Annotated in this window: 15 protein-coding genes; 12 read left to right on the top strand and 3 right to left on the bottom strand. The window is 61.7% G+C overall.

What is annotated here, in order from left to right:
- Positions 1-160: 160 nt before the first annotated feature.
- The 9 genes from AC13QO_RS28595 (at position 161) to AC13QO_RS28555 (ending at position 11905) form a co-directional block, all read left to right on the top strand.
- Positions 161-1117 (top strand): glycine--tRNA ligase subunit alpha, encoded by a 957-nt coding sequence (locus AC13QO_RS28595; RefSeq protein ID WP_064694016.1) that lies wholly within the window; start codon positions 161-163, stop codon positions 1115-1117.
- Positions 1114-1665: an adenylate kinase family protein gene (locus AC13QO_RS28590; protein WP_488542600.1), complete on the top strand. Its 552-nt coding sequence runs from the start codon at positions 1114-1116 to the stop codon at positions 1663-1665. Before AC13QO_RS28595 ends, AC13QO_RS28590 begins: the two co-directional genes overlap by 4 nt.
- A 202-nt stretch (positions 1666-1867) precedes the next feature.
- Complete coding sequence (locus AC13QO_RS28585; protein WP_488542599.1) at positions 1868-3655, top strand: DUF2207 family protein; 1788 nt, start codon at positions 1868-1870, stop codon at positions 3653-3655.
- A gap of 113 nt (positions 3656-3768) precedes the next feature.
- Entirely contained in the window at positions 3769-4320 is a 552-nt protein-coding gene (locus AC13QO_RS28580) for a LemA family protein (RefSeq protein ID WP_488542598.1), read from the top strand.
- Positions 4321-4512: 192 nt separating this feature from the next.
- Positions 4513-5775, top strand: a complete 1263-nt coding sequence (gene aroA / locus AC13QO_RS28575; protein WP_488542597.1) for a 3-phosphoshikimate 1-carboxyvinyltransferase — start codon at positions 4513-4515, stop codon at positions 5773-5775.
- A 38-nt stretch (positions 5776-5813) separates the two neighbouring features.
- Positions 5814-7748, top strand: a complete 1935-nt coding sequence (locus AC13QO_RS28570) for a DUF2207 domain-containing protein (protein ID WP_488542596.1) — start codon at positions 5814-5816, stop codon at positions 7746-7748.
- A gap of 66 nt (positions 7749-7814) precedes the next feature.
- Entirely contained in the window at positions 7815-9098 is a 1284-nt protein-coding gene (purD, locus tag AC13QO_RS28565) for a phosphoribosylamine--glycine ligase (protein WP_488542595.1), read from the top strand.
- 93 nt (positions 9099-9191) lie between these two features.
- Positions 9192-9653, top strand: coding sequence for a plant virulence effector HPE1-like domain-containing protein (locus AC13QO_RS28560; RefSeq protein WP_488542594.1), 462 nt, complete (start codon positions 9192-9194; stop codon positions 9651-9653).
- 428 nt (positions 9654-10081) lie between these two features.
- Positions 10082-11905 (top strand): methyl-accepting chemotaxis protein, encoded by a 1824-nt coding sequence (locus AC13QO_RS28555; protein ID WP_488542593.1) that lies wholly within the window; start codon positions 10082-10084, stop codon positions 11903-11905.
- Between the two features lie 135 nt (positions 11906-12040).
- On the opposite strand, the gene AC13QO_RS28550 is transcribed toward AC13QO_RS28555, so the two are convergent.
- The 3 genes from AC13QO_RS28550 to glyS form a co-directional block, all read right to left on the bottom strand.
- Entirely contained in the window at positions 12041-12529 is a 489-nt protein-coding gene (locus AC13QO_RS28550) for a 2-thiouracil desulfurase family protein (protein WP_285194717.1), read from the bottom strand.
- Between the two features lie 110 nt (positions 12530-12639).
- Entirely contained in the window at positions 12640-12786 is a 147-nt protein-coding gene (locus AC13QO_RS28545; RefSeq protein ID WP_183703058.1) for a hypothetical protein, read from the bottom strand.
- Between the two features lie 112 nt (positions 12787-12898).
- Positions 12899-15013 (bottom strand): glycine--tRNA ligase subunit beta, encoded by a 2115-nt coding sequence (glyS, locus tag AC13QO_RS28540; RefSeq protein ID WP_488542592.1) that lies wholly within the window; start codon positions 15011-15013, stop codon positions 12899-12901.
- A gap of 239 nt (positions 15014-15252) precedes the next feature.
- Between glyS and AC13QO_RS28535 the strand changes: the two genes are divergently transcribed.
- From AC13QO_RS28535 to AC13QO_RS28525, 3 genes are all read left to right on the top strand, one after another.
- Positions 15253-17562, top strand: coding sequence for a Tex family protein (locus AC13QO_RS28535; RefSeq protein ID WP_488542591.1), 2310 nt, complete (start codon positions 15253-15255; stop codon positions 17560-17562).
- Positions 17563-17695: 133 nt separating this feature from the next.
- Entirely contained in the window at positions 17696-18955 is a 1260-nt protein-coding gene (locus tag AC13QO_RS28530) for a cyclopropane fatty acid synthase (protein ID WP_183703067.1), read from the top strand.
- Positions 18956-18989: 34 nt separating this feature from the next.
- The gene (locus AC13QO_RS28525; RefSeq protein WP_488542590.1) at positions 18990-19571 is read left to right on the top strand and encodes a histidine phosphatase family protein; all 582 of its coding nucleotides are present in this window, start codon (positions 18990-18992) and stop codon (positions 19569-19571) included.
- Positions 19572-19628 lie beyond the last annotated feature (57 nt).

Here is a 19628-nt window from a genome sequence, read left to right as displayed (position 1 = left end):
AATATGTGGCGCCGCTGGCGAAAACTGAGTGGGTGAAGCAGCCGAATTCCTCTTCCATGTCGGCATTCCACGTCCCTCCACCGCCGCAAAACTCCTTGACCCCTGCCGCCCTCCATGGCACCTGTCGCGCCGATAATTCCCAAGCCAGCGGTGCCATCCCATGTCAGCTCTCCCAGACCATATGAACCCGAAGCGCTCCTTTCAGGCGCTGATCCTGACCCTGCATAGCTACTGGGCGGACAAGGGTTGCGCGGTGCTGCAGCCCTACGACATGGAGGTCGGCGCCGGCACCTTCCACCCGGCAACGACCTTGCGCGCCCTCGGCCCCAAGCCGTGGAAAGCGGCTTACGTCCAGCCCTCCCGACGCCCGTCGGATGGCCGCTATGGCGAAAACCCGAACCGGCTGCAGCATTATTACCAGTATCAGGTCATCCTGAAGCCGAATCCGCCCAATCTGCAGGAGCTCTATCTCGGTTCGCTCGCGGCGATCGGCCTCGATCCGCTGCTGCACGACATCCGTTTCGTCGAGGACGATTGGGAAAGCCCGACGCTCGGCGCCTGGGGCCTCGGCTGGGAATGCTGGTGCGACGGCATGGAAGTCTCGCAATTCACCTATTTCCAGCAGGTCTGCGGCATCGAATGCGCGCCGGTCGCGGGCGAACTGACCTACGGCCTCGAGCGCCTTGCCATGTATGTCCAGGGCGTCGACAATGTCTACGACCTCAATTTCAATGGCCGCGAAGGCGACGAGAAGATCAGCTATGGCGACGTCTTCCTGCAGGCCGAGCAGGAATATTCGCGTCACAATTTCGAATTCGCCAATACCGAAATGCTGCATCGCCATTTCGTCGATGCCGAAAAGGAATGCCGGGCGCTGCTCGATGCCGGCGCGCCGGGTCAAAGCGACAATCAGCGCCTGCACAAATGCGTCTTCCCGGCCTATGACCAGTGCATCAAGGCCAGCCACGTCTTCAACCTGCTCGACGCACGCGGCGTCATCTCGGTCACCGAGCGCCAGAGCTACATCCTGCGGGTGCGCACGCTCGCCAAGGCCTGCGGCGAAGCCTTCCTGCTGACCGACGCCGGCGGCGTCAACCTGTCGAAAGAGGCGGCATGACGCAAGAGCCTGCCGGCCGTATCGTCCATATCAACGGCTGGCCAGGCACCGGGAAGCTGACCATCGGCCGCTTGCTGGCGAAAAGAATCGGCGCGCGGCTCATCGACAATCACATGCTGCTCAATCCGGCCGAAGCTCTCTTCGCCCGCAGCAACGCTCTGCATGCATCACTGCGTGAGCAGATTCGGCGAGTTTTTTTCGACCACGCCCTGCGCGCCGACCCGGCTGAAAGTTTCGTCTTTACCGATGCTCTTGCCGATGACGAGCATGATAGTGCGATGTTCTCCTGGTATCGCGATCTGGCTGCCGCCAGAGGCGCGGATCTGGTCGCGATCCTCCTCGATTGCGCGCCGGAGGAGAATGCCAGGCGCCTCATCTCTCCCGGCCGATCCGAGGCGCTCAAGCTGACCGATACGGCGAGGCTGCAACAGCTCCGGGCAAACTACAAACTGTTGCGCGGACTGGCTGAACACACGGTCGAAATTGATACGACGGACCTTTCGCCCGAGCAGACGGCGGCTCGAATTCTCGCGCATATCAGTGTTTGACGACAGCCGAGAATCCGGTGTCGTTGTTGCCCAAAGTGCGGCGAAACCTTCCTGCTGATGCGGCGGCGTCAACTGACGAGCGAGGCGGCGTAAGCAGCCTCGAAAATTTCCGTCGCTCCAAGGCCAGCCTTCTTTTGTATTGCGCAAACCATCACTACGTTGTCACATATTGCGATAATGCAAGCTTCGGTATCTCTTTTGAATGAACGATATTCTTTACTTTAAGTTTTCAAATGAGAATTTCGCCGCCAGGATGTTGCGTCTTTTATCATGGCCAATCTTATGCGCCATGCTGGTCGTTCTGACCTCGTGCAGTGATTTTGACCGGGAGTTCACCGTCCAGTCGGCAAGCAGTACGGTTGAAGTCTATACCGACGGCACTGCCTTTGTGTCGGAGTTCTTCGAGATCGCAGTCAAAAAGACGGAGAATTACGGCGGCGTTTACGTTGATATCCCTCAACGTTTCACAGATGCGTCAAACGGGGTTCACTGGCGAGATTTCGAACTGGTCGCAGCCAGACGTGACGGACTCGAAGAATATTTTTTTAAAGAAAACAATGTGCCAGGGTACTCGATTTATATCGGCAAGGAGCACTGCAAACATTGCCCTGCAGATCTGCCTATTGGTTTTACAAAGATCCAGATCGTTTATTGGCTCGGCCGCCTGGTTCGTCAGGAAGGCGATCGCGAGGTTCTCTCCCTGCCGGCTTATATGGGCCGCGTCCATGGCCAGGGCGCGAAAAAAACGCTGACGCTGAAGCTGCCGCGCGGCGGAACGTTACGCCCTTCGCAACAGGATCCGGCGGCCTATGAGGTCATGCAGAAAGCACCGAATGAGTTTGTGGTGTCTGTTGCGGCAGGCAAGCGGGATCGGGTTCTGCCGGATATCGAAATCGAATATCCCACCAAGACCTTTGTGACCGTAGCGAGCGGCAGCCGGGTGCGGTGGTGGCTCTCCGATCACTTGCTCCTATTCATCAGCATTTTGGGACCGTTTCTCACCGGTCTGTTTGTCATCACTAGATCAGGGCAGGGCTGGCGATTGCCTGCACCTTCAATTGCTGTCGATAGCAAAATGATGGAGAGCATCTCGCCTGCTTTGGCGGCCTATTTGTTTTCAAACTGGAAGTCGGAAGCGGCAAAAGCAGCCTTCATGGCGTCTGCCTGCCATCTCGCAGTGAAGAGAATGCTTCGCATTTCCAGCCTTGGTGAGGATGCTGAAGCTTCGGACTTGTCTGCCAGGCAAGTGCGCAAGAAGGGCAAGGTGGCGCGCGCCAGATGGTATGGTCTTCCGGCCGTGACGCGCCTGGTGTTTGGGCAAATTGAAAAAGAACGGCCCGCCGATGGTCGGCGCAAGATCTTGTATGCTTTGTATGGTTTCGAACTTGAATTGCACAAGACAGTCGTTGACGAGTATCAGAAAGCCAGAGGTGGCATGGATCGGGGCGCGTTGGCGACCGCTGTTGCTATTCTGCTGCTTGGCGTTGCCATCGCTTATTTTTCAGGTCTGCTGCTCTTTTCCGCAGCTATCTGCGGCATATTACTAATTTCCTCCGTGATTGTGATGGCGTTCCTGCACCCGGAGCGGCTTTCTTGGCCCATCGATTTCAGGCAGTCGTTCGGTCTATATGTCGGTGTTCCGGCACTAATGATTTTTGCGCTTGTCTACATTTGCACCACTGAGGTTATCAGCGAACAGCAGCCGTATCTCCTGGCGATTTTGCTGAATATCGCCGGCATTGTCATTATTCCGAGGGTGGCGCGCATGGCAACCCCGAAGCAGCGACAGATCCGCAACAGCGTCCTGAGCTTGGGCGGCTACTTGCGTGGCGAACTCGATGGTCCCGCAATGTCGGTAGAATGTTACGAACGCTATCTGCCATTCGCCGTTGCCCTTGATGTCGAGCATTGCTGGACTGAACGCTTCAATCTCTGGCGAGAAAGCCAGAAGATGGATGCCTATGCTCCCGATTGGCGGATAGTCTCCTAGATGAACGGGTTCCTCCAAGTCTTGTCGAAATCGTTCGAAGAATTGTTTCGCCAAGATGACTTTGTCATGCCGAATCACTAACGTGCGATCATCAAATCGGGGAGCCCATCTGCATGTATGTGATACTCGCTCTTATCGCTGTCATCGCGCTTTACATCGTCTTCATCTACAACGGCCTGGTTCGTTCCCGGCAGATGGCTGAGGAAGCCTGGTCAGGCATCGACGTCCAGCTCAAGCGCCGCGCCGATCTGATCCCGAACCTGATCGAGACGGTCAAAGGCTATGCCACCCATGAAAAGTCGACGCTCGAAGAGGTGGTTGCGCTGCGCAACAAGGCGCAGGCCGTGCCATCGGGCGATGTCGCCGGCAGGGCGCAGGCCGAAGGGCTGCTCGGCCAGGCGCTCGGCCGGGTGATCGCGCTTGCCGAAGCCTATCCCGATCTCAAGGCCAACCAGAATTTCGCCGAACTGCAGGCCTCGCTCGAAACCCTGGAAGGCGAGCTGCAGATGGCACGGCGTTATTACAACGGTGCAGCCCGTGATCTGAACGTCAAGGTTGAAAGCTTCCCCTCCAATCTCGTCGCCAGCCAATTCGGTTTTGCCAAGCGGGAATACTTCGAAATCACCAACGAGGCCGATCGCGCCGTTCCCAGCGTCAAATTCTGACGATCCGGCATTTTGCCTTTGCAAAAAACCGATTAAGAGCAGGAGCAGACCGCGGCCGGCAAGAGCATGTCGCGCAAAAGTGTGAAGCGGTTTTGCGATGACGACTGCGCAAAACCAAAGATCTAAAGCGTAGAAAGCGAATCTGAAAGATCGCGACGCGCTTTAGCCTCGCTCATGGACGGAAGACATAGCATGACACGCACAGCCAAACTCACGATCATCCCGCCGGGCCGGCCGCTTTTCGGCCGCGCCATGCCGCCGGGTTCGAAGTCGATCACCAATCGCGCCCTGCTGCTCGCCGGCCTTGCCAAGGGCACGAGCCGGCTGACCGGCGCGCTGAAGAGCGACGATACGCGTTATATGGCCGATGCACTGCGCGCCATGGGTGTTGTGATCGACGAGCCCGACGACACCACCTTCGTCGTCACCGGCAGCGGCAGGCTCACGCCGCCGAAGGCGCCGCTCTTCCTCGGCAATGCTGGCACGGCCACACGCTTCCTGACGGCGGCTGCGGCTCTGGTGGAGGGCACCGTCATCGTCGACGGCGATGAGCACATGCGCAAGCGCCCGATCGGACCGCTAGTTCAAGCGATGCGCACGCTCGGCATCGACGTCGCAGCTGAGACCGGCTGCCCGCCGGTCACCGTCAGAGGCACCGGCCGCTTTGAGGCCGACCGGATCCTGATCGACGGCGGGCTGTCCAGCCAGTATGTTTCGGCGCTGCTGATGATGGCGGCCGGCGGCGACCGTCCCGTCGACATCGAACTTGTCGGCGAGGATATCGGCGCGCTTGGCTATATCGATCTCACCACCGCGGCGATGAAGGCCTTCGGCGCCGATGTCGAAAAGACCAGCCCCGTCACCTGGCGCGTCGAGCCGACCGGCTATCGCGCCGCCGATTTCGTCATCGAGCCGGATGCATCCGCCGCGACCTATCTCTGGGCGGCCGAAGTGCTGAGCGATGGCAAGATCGATCTTGGCGTGCCGAACGATGCCTTCACCCAGCCGGATGCCAAGGCCTACGAGACGATCGCCAAATTTCCGCATCTGCCGGCTGAAATCGACGGCTCGCAGATGCAGGATGCCGTTCCGACCATCGCCGTGCTGGCCGCCTTCAACGAGACGCCGGTCCGCTTCGTCGGCATCGCCAATCTGCGCGTCAAGGAATGCGACCGCATCCGCGCCCTGTCCACCGGACTCAACAATATCCGCGAAGGTCTGGCCGTCGAGGAGGGGGACGATCTGATCGTCCACTCCGATCCTGCTCTCGCCGGTCAGACGTTGCCGGCCGAGATCGACACCTTTGCCGACCACCGCATCGCGATGAGCTTCGCACTTGCGGGCCTCAAGATCGACGGCATCACCATTCTCGACCCCTATTGCGTCGGCAAGACCTTCCCCGCCTATTGGCGGACGCTTGCCGCGCTTGGCGTGACCTATCGGGATAAGGATTGAAGCAATGCGCAGCCGGGGCAGCCGGCGGGGAGACAGGGATGGGGCGTCGGTTTTTCGGATTTTGCTTGGCGCTGCTCCTGATGGTCGCCGCCCCGGCGGCCTTTGCAGCCGAGGTGATCGACAGTTTCGCCTCCGAGATCGCGCTCGAAAAGAGCGGCGTGTTGACGGTGACGGAAACCATCACCGTCAATGCCGAGGGTAACCGGATCAACCACGGCATCTTCCGGGATTTCCCGCTCTATATCACCGCCGCCGGCGGCCGTCGCCGCAGCGTCGATTTCGACATGGTCTCGGTCACGCGCGATGGCGCGAACGAGCCCTGGCACACGGAATCGATATCCGGCGGTATCCGCATTTATGCCGGCTCCCCCGAGGTGACGGTGACGCCGGGCCGTCATCGCTACGTCTTCACCTACCGGACCAACCGACAGATCCGCTACTTCGACGATCACGACGAACTCTACTGGAACGTCACCGGCAATGGCTGGATCTTTCCGATCCGGTCAGTCACCGCAACCGTGAACCTGCCGCCTGATGTCAGCGCGACCGAGACGACCTTCTTTACCGGCCCGCAGGGCGCCAGGGGAAAGGATGCCCGTGTGAGCGAAAGCGGCGCCGGCATCGTCTTTTCCACCACCGCGCCTCTTGGCCCCAATGAGGGCCTGACCTTTGCGATCCGCATGCCGAAGGGCTCGATCGATCCACCGAGCGCGGACATGGAAAGCACCTGGTGGCTGAAGGACAACCGCAATTATTTCATCGGCTTCGGCGGCCTGATCCTCGTTTTTGCCTACTACCTCAGATCCTGGCTGAAGGTCGGCCGCGACCCCGCCCGAGGCGTCGTCGTGCCGCGCTGGGATGCCCCGGACGGCATCTCGCCGGCGCTGGTCAACTATATCGACAATAAGGGCTTCTCGGGCGGCGGCTGGACGGCGCTTGCCGCAACCGCGCTCAATCTTGCGGTGCGCGGCTATGTCAAGCTCGACGACCTCAAGGATTCGATCGTCATCCGCGGCACCGGCAAGCCGCTCGGCAAGGAGAAATTCCAGGCCGGCGAGGCCGAGCTCCTGAAAGTCGCCGGCGGCGAAGGCCGGACGCTGACGATCGACGAGGCGAATGGTGAGCGGGTGAAAACGATCGGCCAGTCCTTCCGTTCGGCGATCGAGAGGGAGCATCGCGGCAAATATTATAATTCCAACATCGGCTACACCACCGGCGGCGTTGCGCTGAGCGCCGCCGCCCTGGTGGCCCTGTTCGTCTTCGGCTCACTGGAGCCGGATACGATCGCGCTGATGCTGATCCCGATTGGCATCTCCGTCTTTATTGCCGTCTTCATCGCCGGTTTGGTCAAGTCGCTGCACCAGGGCAGATCGCTGTTCGCCAAGGTCATGGCCGTCATCGCCGCAGCGGTCGGCGTTTTTGTCGGCATCGGCATTCTTTCCATTATCGTCCTGACGCTTGCCTCGTCGCTGGTGGAATTGCACGAGACGCCGATGCTCTTTGCCGTCGGCGGCATCGTGCTGCTCAATGTCCTCTATTTCTTCATCATGGGCGCGCCGACCCCACTCGGCGCCAGGATGATGGACGGCATTGACGGCCTGCGACAATATCTGACGCTGGCCGAGAAGGATCGCATGAATATGGCCGGCGCCCCACAAATGTCGCCGCAGCATTTCGAGACGCTGCTGCCCTATGCGGTGGCGCTCGGCGTCGAAAAGCCCTGGTCGCGCACCTTCGAGACCTGGCTTGCGGCCGCTGCCGCCGGCGCGGCCGCAGCCTATGCGCCCTCCTGGTATTCCGGCGATTTCAACAGCGGCAGCTTCTCCGATCGCGTCGGCGGCTTCTCCTCGTCTATGGCCTCCACCATCGCGTCGACGATACCCTCGCCGCCGCCATCGAGTTCATCCTCCGGTTTTTCCGGCGGCGGCTCCTCCGGCGGCGGTGGAGGCGGCGGCGGAGGCGGGGGCTGGTAAGCTTTCCCGCTTGACCTTTCGGCCCTCGGCCCTTAACCGCCTGACGGAACAGGAAAGGGATCGCGCATGAAGGTTCTGTTGATCGGATCGGGCGGACGCGAGCACGCGCTCGCCTGGAAGCTGGCGCAATCGCCGTTGATGAGCGAATTCTACGCCGCCCCCGGCAATCCCGGCATTGGCGAACATGCGATCCTCGCGCCCTTGAATGTCGAGGATCACGAAGCGGTCGCCTCTTTCTGCAAGGACAAGGCGATCGACTTCGTCGTCGTCGGGCCCGAGGCGCCGCTCGTCGCCGGCCTCGCCGACCGGCTGCGCGCCGACGGCCTGGCAGTCTTCGGGCCCTCCGCCGGTGCCGCCCAGCTCGAGGGCTCCAAGGGCTTCACCAAGGATATTTGCGCCCGCTACGGCATCCCCACCGGCGCTTACCAGCGCTTCAACAACGCGCCGAAAGCCAAAGCCTATATTCGCGGCCAGGGCGCTCCGATCGTCGTCAAGGCCGACGGGCTGGCCGCCGGTAAGGGCGTGACTGTTGCGATGACGCTCGACGAAGCGCTCGATGCCGTCGACGACTGCTTCGAGGGCGCTTTTGGCGCCGCTGGCACCGAAGTTGTCGTCGAAGCCTATCTCGATGGCGAGGAAGCGAGCTTCTTCTGTCTCTGCGATGGAAAACATGCGCTGCCGCTGGCGACCGCCCAGGATCACAAGCGGGTGGGCGAGGGCGATACCGGCGTCAATACCGGCGGCATGGGCGCCTATTCGCCGGCGCCTGTGATGACGGCCGAGATGGTCGAGCGCACCATGAAGGAGATCATCGAGCCGACGATTTGCGGCATGGCCGAGAGCGGTCATCCCTTCTCCGGCGTGTTTTTCGCCGGACTGATGATCACGAAGAAGGGGCCGGAGCTCATCGAATACAATGTCCGCTTCGGCGATCCGGAATGTCAGGTGCTGATGATGCGGCTGAAGAGTGATCTGCTGCCGCTGCTGCTTGCCACCGCCAATGGTACGCTCGATCAGGTGAGCGCCGAATGGAGCGACGATCCGGCGCTGACGGTGGTCATGGCTTCGAAGGGCTATCCCGGCACCTATGAGAAGAACACGCCGATCGAATTCCTGCCGGAGGCAGGCGAGGGCGAGAAGGTGTTTCATGCCGGCACCGGCATGAAGGACGGCGTGCTGGTCGCAACCGGCGGCCGCGTGCTGAACGTCACGGCATCGGGCGGCACGGTTGCCGAGGCGAAGGGCCGCGCCTATGCCCTGCTGGATAGGGTTCGGTGGGAAAACGGCTTCTGCCGGCGCGACATCGGCTGGCGCGCGATCGAGCGCGAAAAAGCCTCGAACGACGCATAAACCGTCGCGTTCCTTAAATTTTTAGCCTTTCCCCTGACGGGATGGAAATGAAGCTGCGCTATACCGCTGTCATAGTGAGACGGAGGTGCGTTGATGCGTCAGATTTTCCTCGGTGCGGCAGTCCTGCTGATGGCAGGCTCGGCGATGGCCTCCTCGATCGAGGTGATCGGCAAAACGGCAGGGCGTGCCGAAGGCAGCATCGTCACTGAACGCTGCACTGCTTGCCCGCCGCTACAGGCCGAGCAAAGCCGCAAGGACTATACGGTGCCGGAACTGAAACCCGGCGTCCTCCAGGCGAGCGAAGTTCGCGACGTCGGCGGCGAAACGAAGATCTTCCGCACCGAAGCCTGGATGGGCGGTTCGCCCGTCGTCTTCGTCAGCAAGGCAACGCCGGAAGCCTTGGCTGCCGTCGAACCTTCGATCTCGCCCGCGCCAGGCATCGACATGAACGCAACGACTGCAGCCGTGATTGGCGGCGATGCCAGGCCGGTTGCCGCCGGCATGGTTGAGCAGCCGCCGGCTCCCGATGTTTCCGAATTCAAGCTGCGTTTCTAAAAAACCACGGCATTAGAGGGCTGTGTGCCCCTAAGCCAATTTGAGCCGCTGCGACAGTTCCCTGCCCCTGCCCGATCAAGGTTTCGATCGCTTGGGGTTCCACTGCGGTGGAGCGGATGCACCCTCGAAGAGAAGCGGGGGTGCATTCCTGCTTTGAGGCCCCGGCAGATCCGCAGAGCGAAAACGAGCGATATTCGACTGTGAGGGGAAACTCACCGCTTGTCTTAGTAGCTCAGCCCCCTGATTTTTAGGGAAATTCGCGTCAGTTCGAATAAAATTAAAGCTTTCTTATTGAGTCACCTTCAATTCTTATGCGCCGGTCGCAGCATGTTGTTTAGCAGCGGTAGACGCGTCCTTCTCAGATGCGCTCGCACAGGCGGTAGAAGACCGCACCGGAATGTATTCGCTCATTCCCTTTGCGAGGAAGCATGAAAAATCTAAAGATATCGAAGCAGCTCATATTGCTGATCGTCGGCTTGATGGCGGCCTTTGCGATCGCCACGTCTCTGCAGATCCGCTCCTCGGTCGATGCGATTTACACGGAGCGTTACGACATGCTCCGTGCCGAGGTTCAGTCGGCGATCTCGGTTCTCAAGCTTTACCAGGCCAAGGTCACCGCAGGCGAAATGACGCTGGAGGATGCCCAGAAGCAGGCTTACGCCACCGTCAACGGCATGAAATACGATCCCGACGGCTATTTCTTCGGCTATAGCTACGATGTCCAGATGATGTTTCACTACGATGCCTCGAAGGTCGGACAGAACCTGAAGGGTCAGCCGGACAGCAAGGGCAAGCTCTATCGTGAAGAGCTGGTCAAGCTCGGCCAGCAGGGTGGCGGTCTCGTTGAATTTTATTCCACCAGCAAGCCGGGCCAGCCGGCCGGCGATTATCGCAAGACGGCCTACGGCCAGGCCTTCGACCCCTGGAAGGTCGTCGTTGTCACCGGCGTCTATATGGATGATCTCGATGCCCAGATTAACAGCACGATCCTGACCGCGCTCTCCGGCAGCATCGTTCTCTTCGTCCTTGCCATGGCGGCTGCCTACGTCGTCATTCGCGGCATTTCCGGCCCTCTCAACAATGTCCATGCCGCCCTGAAGGCGGTCTCCGAAGAGGACGTTTCCATCGCCATCCCGCATACCGGCATGAACAATGAGGTCGGCATGATGGCGAAGGCGACGCTGTCGCTGCAGGAAAAGATCCGCGAACGCCATCAGATGTCCGATCGCGAGGCGGCCCAGCAGCTGGCGCTGGAAAGCGAGCGCGAAAACAACCTGCGCCAGCAGCAGGACGAGGCGGCACTCCAGGCCCGCGTCGTGGCGACGATCGGCCAGGCGCTGGAGCTGATAGCTCGCGGCGACCTTACGGTCCGCTGCGCCGATCTCGGCCAAAAATACGCCGCCCTTCGCGATAACTTCAACGATGCGCTGTCGCATCTCGAGGCCGCCATGGCTAAGGTCAGCGCCAAGGGCAGTGATATCGGCACCAGCAAGGAAGAGATCCGCCGCGCCTCCAACGAGTTGTCGCAGCGCACCGAACGCCAGGCCGCAAGCCTGGAGGAAACATCCGCCGCCCTCGATGAACTCACCGTCGCCGTCCGCCAGACGGCCGATGGCGCCCATGAGGCGAGCAAGCGCGTGCATGCCGTCAGTGCCGAGACCACCCACAGCGATGCGATCGTCAGCCAGGCGATCGAGGCGATGAGCGGCATCGAGAAATCGTCTTCGGAGATAACAAAGATCATTGGCGTCATCGACGAGATCGCCTTCCAGACCAACCTCCTGGCTTTGAATGCCGGCGTCGAGGCTGCCCGTGCCGGCGAATCCGGCAAGGGTTTTGCCGTCGTCGCCCAGGAAGTGCGCGAACTTGCCCAGCGCTCCGCCGCCGCGGCAAAGGAGATCAAGGACCAGATCGCCCGCTCCTCCAGCCAGGTCGAACACGGCGTCCGTCTGGTCGGCGAGGCAGGCGAGGCGCTGAAGCGCATCTCCGACCAGATCAAGGCCGCCAACGAGATCGTCGCCAAGATCGCCCACAGCGCCTCCGAACAGGACACGACGCTGCGCTCGATCTCCTCGTCGGTGAACCAGCTCGACGCCGCCACCCAGCAGAACGCCGCCATGGCCGAAGAGACCACTGCATCGGCCGAGACGCTCGCCAGCGACACCGACGAATTGATCGATCTCATCCGCGGCTTCCGGGTCGGCAATGCCGGCGCTGCTCCCGTTGCACATCAGGGTCGCCGCGCGGCCTAACGCAATTCCAGGAAAAGCGTGAAGCGGTTTTCCGTCAGGATTGCGTAAAAACATAAGTGGCGCGGCGACAAACAGGATTTTCAGCACCAAATTCTTAGCGGCCGTCGGTTTTCCGGCGGCCGTGCCGTTTGGGGCTTATTGTGCCAGACGATCGACCAATTGCTCGATTTCCCGATCGGAGAACACGTCGACACCGGCCGCTTTCAGAGCCGCCGCCGTCACGCCATTGCCAGCCTGCCGGCGCCCGGAAAATGTGCCGTCATAGATGAACCCAGACCCGCAGGATGGGCTGCCGTCGATGAGCAGCGCAAAGCGGCAACCGGTCTGGCGTGCGAGCGCCACGGCATTTCCGGCCGCCTTCTGGAACTCTTCCGTCACATCGCCGCCCGTCAGCTCTATAACCCGAGCCGTGCCGGCCAGAACCTCTTCGCCGGTCGCTCCATCCGCGATCTCCGCTGGCGGCCGCGGCACCGGCATGCCCGCCGACATCTCCGGACAGATCGTCACGAGCCGCCCTTCGGCCCGCCATCTCTCGATCGCCGGGTGAAGCAACGGCTTCGCCCGCCCGTCATAACGGACGGCGTGCCCCACGAGGCAGGCGCTGACGAGAATCTTGTTTTGCATGGCTGCTTGAGTAACCGCATTGGGGCGGTGATGCTAGGGTTGGATCATCGATGTATGGTGACCGACCAAAACAAACCGCACAAGCAGAGTGCTTGGCATGGATGCTCGGGTCAAGGCAGGTCAAGGCCGAGCATGACGGAGAGATGGGCGGCACTGTTGGCAAGAAAGGACGTCTGCATCTTTCCCATGAAAAGCTGGCTGCGCTCTAGGAAACTGAATTCGAAGTCGCTGATCGTATTGCGTCTGCGGCGCCGCATTTGGCGCAGTGCTCACTCCCCACTCCGTCATCCTCGGGCTTGACCCGAGGATCCATGCGGCAAGCACAGCGTTCGCGTTAGCACTGGCGAGAGCACCCAGCTCAAAATCCGCTCACCCCGAAATCTTCGAGAAATCCGCCACCGTTCCCGTCGCCTCGCGGATCAACCGCAGCAGGGCAAGACGGTTGGCGCGGATCGCGGCATCCTCGTCGTTGACGAGCACGTCTTCGAAGAAGCGGTCGACGGGGCCGCGCAGCTTGGAGAGTGCTTCCATCGCCGAGCGGAAATCCTCGCCGGCAACGGCGTTCGCCGCATCCTTCGAGGCACTCGTTATGGCGGCGAACAGCTCCTTCTCGGCATCGAGCCTGAAGAGCGCCGGCGAAACGCCGTCGGCGATGACGGTGCCCTTCTTCTCCTCGGCGGCGAGCAGCTGCGTGGCGCGCTTGGTGCCGGCAAGCAGGTTCTCGCCGTCCTCCGAGGTGATGAAAGCCGTCAGCGCTTCGACGCGGCGCGCCACCATCAACAGGTCGTCGGCTTCAGGAGTCAGCACGGCATCGATCAGATCGTGCCGGGCGCCCTGATCGCGCAGATAGACTTTGAGACGATCATGAAAGAAGGAGAGCAGATCGCCGTCCTTGGTCGTCGCCAACAGCGGCAGGCGGATCCGTCGCTCGAGCAGAATGCGGACGACGCCGAGGGCTGCTCGCCGCAGGGCGAAGGGATCCTTCGAGCCCGTCGGCTTTTCGTCGATCGCCCAGAAGCCGGTCAGCGTGTCGAGCTTGTCGGCCAGCGCCAGCGTGATCGCCACCTTGTCCTCCGGCACGCGGTCCGAGGGGCCTTGCGGCTTGTAATGGTCCTCGATCGCCGCGGCGACGGAGGCGTTCTCGCCCTGCAGCACCGCATATTTACGGCCCATCAAGCCCTGCAGTTCCGGAAACTCGCCAACGGCTTCGGTGCGCAGATCCGCCTTGGCGAGCACGGCGGCGCGATCGACGAGAGCCGCGTCGGCGCCGGTAATTTTCGCGAGCTCCGATGCCCGCGCGCGAATGCGGGCGACACGCGCACCTTGTGTGCCAAGCTTGGCATGGAACGTCACCTCGAGCGCGTCGAGCTTGGCCATGCGCTGGTCGAGCGGCTTCATCAGGTCGAGACCGAATTTTGCCGCAGATGCTTTCAGCGTTTCGAGATCGGGCATATCGCCCTGGTCGCGCTTCCAGAAATGCAGGGCATCCGAAAGCCGGGCGCGCACCACCTTGCCGTTGCCGTGGACGATTTCCTTGCCGCCGTCATGCGCCTGGATGTTCGAAACCAGGATGAATCTGTTGGACAGCGTCTCTTCACCCTGCTTGCGGGTTACGAAACACTTCTGGTTGGTCTTGATCGTCAGGCGGATGATCTCCGAGGGAATGGAGAGATAATCCTCCTCGAAGGAACCCATCAGCACCTGCGGCCATTCGACGAGGCCGGAAACTTCCTCCAGCAGGCCTTCGTCTTCCACCAGTTCGAGCCCGTTGGCAAAAGCGATGTCGCGCGCGTCATGCAGGATGATGTCCTTGCGCCGCTCGGCGTCGAGGATGACTTTCGCCTTTTCCAGGCTCGCCACGTAATCGTCGAAACGCCGGACGGTGATCGCGTCGGGCGCGTGGAAACGATGGCCGTAGGTAATGTTGGAGGCGGTGATGCCGTCGATTTCAAACGGGATGACGACGGTTTCCTCATGCTCCGGGCCAAAGGTGCAGACGATCGACTGCAGCGGCCGCACCCAGCGCATTGCGCCGGGCTTGGAGGAAGCCTTGCCCCAGCGCATCGATTTCGGCCAGGGGAAATCGCGGATGATGCCGGGCATCACTTCGGCAACGATCTCTTCCGTCGCGCGGCCGGGTTTGGAAATCACCGCGACGTAGAAATCGCCCTTCTTCGGGTCGCTCACCACCTGGGCCTCGGAGACGGACGAAAGGCCGGCGCCGCGAAGAAAGCCCTCGATCGCCTTCTCGTTGGCGTCGGTGCGCGGCCCCTTGCGCTCCTCGCGCACATCGGCCGAGCGCGCCGTCAGGCCGTGAATGTCGAGCGCCAGCCGTCGTGGCGTCCAGTATTCGCGCGCGCCTTCATAGGACAGGCCGGCTTCGACGAGCGCATCGGTGACGAGCTTCTTCAGGTCGCCCGCAGCCTTGCGCTGCATGCGGGCCGGAATCTCTTCGGAGCGAAGTTCGAGAAGAAGGTTTGGCATGTCACTCTTTTCCTTGCGCCCGCGGGCAGGGCGATCCAAAAACGTTGCTTCTGCTATCAAAGAATGCCGCATCTGCACAACCGCAAAAACGGAAGAGAGCAATGGGGTAGTGGGCAACGGTTGGCGTTGTGCGGTGTAGCCCCAACCCGTCAACTTCAGCTGTGGAAACCACAGTCGGGCATTGCCTTGCCGCTTTTCGCCGCTATGGTCCCGCAACTTTCGTCGACATAGGGAATCCCATGGCCGCAGACCTCCGTTTTCTCGCAGCCCGCATCTCCTCCGAAATCAATGCCCGGCCCGACCAGGCCAAGGCCGCCATCGAGCTGCTCGACGAGGGAGCCACCGTGCCCTTTATCGCCCGCTACCGCAAAGAAGTGACGGGCGGGCTCGATGACACGCAGCTGCGCGATCTCGCCGAGCGGCTGGTGTACCTGCGCGAGCTCGAGGCCCGGCGCGACACGATCGTCGAATCGATCACCGGCCAGGGCAAGATGACTGAGGAGCTGATGGCCAAGGTCGCGGGTGCGGCAACCAAGGCGGAGCTCGAAGATCTCTATCTGCCCTATAAGCCGAAGCGGCGTACCCGCGCCGAAATCGCCCGGGAACGCGGCCTCGGCCCGCTTGCCGAGGCGATCCTTGCCGATCGCGGCCGGGAGCCAGCGGTGCTCGCTGAAGGTTTCGTCACGGCTGATGTGCCCGACGTGAAGACGGCGCTCGAAGGCGCTCGCGACATCATTGCCGAAGCCATTGCTGAAAATGCCGACCTGCTCGGCAAGTTGCGCGCCCATATGCGCCAGGCTTCGCTGCTGAAAGCCAAGGTCGTCGACGGCAAGCAGGCGGCGGGTGAGAAGTTTTCCGATTATTTCGACCACTCCGAACGCTGGGCGACCGCACCCGGCCACCGGGCGCTTGCCATGCTGCGCGGGTGGAACGAGGAGGTCTTGACGCTGACCATCGAGGCCGATGCCGAGACCGCCTCGCCGAATAAGCCGGTCGAACGGATGATCGCCGCTGCCTACGAGATCGGCACGAGTCGCCCCGGCGACCGATGGCTGATGGAGGTCGCCAGCTGGACCTGGCGGGTGAAGCTTTCCATGTCGCTGTCGCTCGATCTGATGCGCGAGCTGCGCGAAAGGGCCGAAGAGGAGGCGATTCACGTCTTCGCCCGCAATCTCAAGGACCTGCTGCTGGCCGCACCCGCTGGCTCGCGCGCAACGATGGGGCTCGATCCCGGCATTCGCACCGGCGTCAAGGTCGCCGTCGTCGACGGCACCGGCAAGGTGGTGGCGACCTCGACCGTCTATCCCTTCCAGCCGCGCAACGACGTGCGCGGCGCCCAGATCGAACTCGCCTCGCTGATTCGCAAGCACCATGTCGAGCTGATCTCGATCGGCAACGGCACCGGCAGCCGCGAAACGGAAAAGCTGGTGGCCGACATGCTGGCCAATCTGCCGGCCCCGAAGCCGACCAAGGTCATCGTCTCGGAAGCCGGCGCCTCGGTCTATTCCGCCTCGGCGACCGGCGCGGCGGAGTTTCCCGATCTCGACGTATCGCTGCGCGGCGCCGTCTCCATCGCCCGCCGCCTGCAGGATCCGCTCGCCGAGCTCGTCAAGATCGAGCCGAAATCGATCGGCGTCGGCCAGTATCAGCACGATGTCGATCAGCAGAAGCTGTCGCGTTCGCTCGATGCTGTCGTGGAGGACGCGGTGAACGCCGTCGGCGTCGATCTGAACACCGCCTCGGCGCCATTGCTTGCCCGTGTCTCCGGCCTCGGCCCGTCGATCGCCGAGGCCATCGTCCGCCACCGCGACAGCGAGGGCCGCTTCGAGACGCGGCGCGATCTGCTGAAGGTCGCACGCCTCGGCGGCCGCACCTTCGAACAATGCGCCGGCTTCCTGCGTATCCCGAACGGCAAGGAGCCGCTCGACGCCTCCTCGGTGCATCCCGAGGCCTACGGCGTCGCCAAGAAGATCGTCGCCGCCTGCGGCCGCGACCTGCGGACGCTGATGGGCGACAGCGCCGTCTTGAAATCGATCGATCCGCGTCAGTTCATCGACGAGAAATTCGGCCTGCCGACGGTGAAGGATATTATCGCCGAGCTGGAAAAGCCCGGGCGCGACCCGCGTCCCAGCTTCAAGACCGCGACCTTCGCAGAGGGCGTCCACGAGATTTCCGACCTGACGCCCGGCATGGTGCTCGAAGGCACGGTCACCAATGTCGCGGCCTTCGGCGCCTTCGTCGATATCGGCGTGCACCAGGATGGCCTAGTGCATGTGTCGCAGCTCGCCGATCGCTTCGTCAAGGACCCGCATGAGGTGGTCAAGGCGGGCGATGTCGTGAAGGTGCGGGTGGTGGAAGTCGATGCCAAGCGCAAGCGCATCGGCCTTTCGATGCGCCGCGACGATGGTTCTTCTGCGTCTCAGCCGCGGGGTGATTCTCGCGCAAGTCAGGGCGCCCGGCCGCAGAATGAGCGCCGGCCCGCAGCTCCGAAAGCGGAGGGCCAGGGTGCTTTCGGCGCTGCACTCGCTGAAGCCATGAAGCGAAAATAAGGATTTAGCCGGTATTCTTGCAAAAATGCCACAGTTTGGCAGCGTTCTGCGCTGACTGCTAAATCCGGCGCTTGTAAGGCGAGTGAGAGCTATTAAGTTGATGTGACCATCCTGTCACATTTGCGAGGCGTCCATGGCGTCGGCTTTCTTATCGATCGTCCAGCAAATCATCCGCAAGGGTTCGTTGAAGCTTACCCTTGCCAACGGCGAGACCCATGTGATCGGCGACGGCACCGGCGACTTGGTGGTCGCCCGGCTTGCCGATCAGGAGGCTGAAGACGCCATCCGGCGCGACCCGACGATGAAGCTCGGCGAGATGTACATGCAGGGCCGGTTCATTCTCGAACAGGGCAACATCTACGACTTCCTGTCGCTGGTGAAGCAGAACACCACCAACGAGATCTTCGACTTCAAGATGGCGGCGCTGCTCGTCGGCCGTATCGCCTGGCAGCAGCTGAAAAGCCGCGTGCCGATCAATCGTAACAAGCACAATGTCGCCCATCATTACGATCTCTCGGCCAAGCTCTTCGATCTTTTCCTCGACGAGGATTGGCAATATTCCTGTGCCTATTTCAACCCGCCGGGCATCGGTCTGGATGAGGCGCAACTCGCCAAGAAACGCCATATCGCCGCCAAGCTCCTGCTTGCCCCCAACCAGCGCATCCTGGAGATCGGCTCCGGCTGGGGCGGCATGGGCATGTACCTGACGGAAGCGACTGAAGGCGCCGAGTTTACCGGTATCACGCTGAGCGAAGAGCAGCTGAAGGTCTCCCGCTCACGCGCCGAAAAACGCGGTCTGTCCGAGCGTGTTCGTTTCGAGCTGCAGGATTACCGCACCATGACGGGCAGGAAGTTCGACCGCATCGTCTCGGTCGGCATGTTCGAGCATGTCGGGATCGGCAACTACGGCAATTTCTTCCGCAAGGTCTCGGACCTGCTCGACCACAACGGCGTCATGGTGCTGCATTCGATCGGCCGTCCGAAGCCGAGCTTCGGCACCAATGCCTTCATCGAGAAATATATTTTTCCGGGCGGCTACATCCCTTCCGTCGGCGAGGTTTTGCCGCCGCTTGAAAAGGCCGGGCTGCTGGTCAAGGATGTCGAAATCCTGCCGATGCATTACGCCTATACGCTGCGCCACTGGCGCGAGCGTTTCGTGGCGCGCAAGGCCGAGGCGGTGGCCCTTTACGACGAACAGTTCTTCCGCATGTGGGAATTCTATCTCGCCGGTTCCGAAATGGGCTTCCGCTGGGATGAGCTGTTCATCCTGCAGATCCAGATCGCCAAAAACCAGTTCGCCGTTCCCGACAACCGCAACTACATCGCCGAGAATGAAGCCAAGCTGAAGGAATTCGAGGCGCGGCGGGCGCCGCTGGAAAAGGTGACGTTCTGAACCGCCGCAGCGTTTGGAATGAAAGGGAATGCGGATGAGCAGTGCGTTTCCCGAAATAAATCTGGTTCGACACGGTGAAACCGAATGGAGCCTGTCCGGGCGCCATACCGGGCGCAGCGATATTCCCTTGACGGCGAATGGTGAAGCCGCCGCTCGAAAACTTGCCGAGCGGCTGGCCGGCCTTTCCTTTTCGGCCGTTTGGTCGAGCCCGTCGGCGCGAGCCCGCAAGACCTGCGCGCTCGCCGGCTTCGGAGCGGGCGCTCTGATCCGCGACGACCTCGCCGAATGGGACTATGGCGCCTATGAAGGTGTCACGACGAAGGCGATCCTGGCGGAACGTCCCGGCTGGCAGCTCTTTCGCGACGGCTGCCCGAACGGCGAAACGGCTGCCGATGTCGGTGCCCGCGCCGATGCCGTCATCCATGCGCTTCGCCAAGCGGCAGCGCCCATCCTGATCTTTTCCAGCTCGCATTTCCTGCGCGTGCTGGCCGCCCGCTGGCTTGGCCTGCCGCCGCAGGGTGGCGCGCATTTCGTGCTCGATACAGCCAGCATCAGCGTGCTCGGTTATGAGCACGACCTGACCGAGCCGGTCATCCGCCGCTGGAACCAGAGATAGGGCAAATTCCATAGCTGGCGTCGGCCCGTGCGGCCCCCTCATCCGACCCTTCGGGCA

It is taken from the genome of Rhizobium sp. CNPSo 3670 (genome assembly GCF_057784555.1).
This window is presented reverse-complemented; position numbering and strand designations above follow the sequence as displayed.

Bases quoted from the DNA above. Each gene is read 5' to 3' on its own strand.
- purD (WP_488542595.1), top strand. From the start codon at position 7,815: ATGAAGGTTCTGTTGATCGGATCGGGCGGACGCGAGCACGCGCTCGCC.
- AC13QO_RS28535 (WP_488542591.1), top strand. From the start codon at position 15,253: ATGGCCGCAGACCTCCGTTTTCTCGCAGCCCGCATCTCCTCCGAAATC.
- AC13QO_RS28580 (WP_488542598.1), top strand. From the start codon at position 3,769: ATGTATGTGATACTCGCTCTTATCGCTGTCATCGCGCTTTACATCGTC.
- AC13QO_RS28560 (WP_488542594.1), top strand. From the start codon at position 9,192: ATGCGTCAGATTTTCCTCGGTGCGGCAGTCCTGCTGATGGCAGGCTCG.
- aroA (WP_488542597.1), top strand. From the start codon at position 4,513: ATGACACGCACAGCCAAACTCACGATCATCCCGCCGGGCCGGCCGCTT.
- AC13QO_RS28585 (WP_488542599.1), top strand. From the start codon at position 1,868: ATGAACGATATTCTTTACTTTAAGTTTTCAAATGAGAATTTCGCCGCC.
- AC13QO_RS28570 (WP_488542596.1), top strand. From the start codon at position 5,814: ATGGGGCGTCGGTTTTTCGGATTTTGCTTGGCGCTGCTCCTGATGGTC.
- glyS (WP_488542592.1), bottom strand. From the start codon at position 15,013: ATGCCAAACCTTCTTCTCGAACTTCGCTCCGAAGAGATTCCGGCCCGC.
- AC13QO_RS28590 (WP_488542600.1), top strand. From the start codon at position 1,114: ATGACGCAAGAGCCTGCCGGCCGTATCGTCCATATCAACGGCTGGCCA.
- AC13QO_RS28555 (WP_488542593.1), top strand. From the start codon at position 10,082: ATGAAAAATCTAAAGATATCGAAGCAGCTCATATTGCTGATCGTCGGC.
- AC13QO_RS28595 (WP_064694016.1), top strand. From the start codon at position 161: ATGTCAGCTCTCCCAGACCATATGAACCCGAAGCGCTCCTTTCAGGCG.
- AC13QO_RS28530 (WP_183703067.1), top strand. From the start codon at position 17,696: ATGGCGTCGGCTTTCTTATCGATCGTCCAGCAAATCATCCGCAAGGGT.
- AC13QO_RS28525 (WP_488542590.1), top strand. From the start codon at position 18,990: ATGAGCAGTGCGTTTCCCGAAATAAATCTGGTTCGACACGGTGAAACC.
- AC13QO_RS28545 (WP_183703058.1), bottom strand. From the start codon at position 12,786: ATGCGGCGCCGCAGACGCAATACGATCAGCGACTTCGAATTCAGTTTC.
- AC13QO_RS28550 (WP_285194717.1), bottom strand. From the start codon at position 12,529: ATGCAAAACAAGATTCTCGTCAGCGCCTGCCTCGTGGGGCACGCCGTC.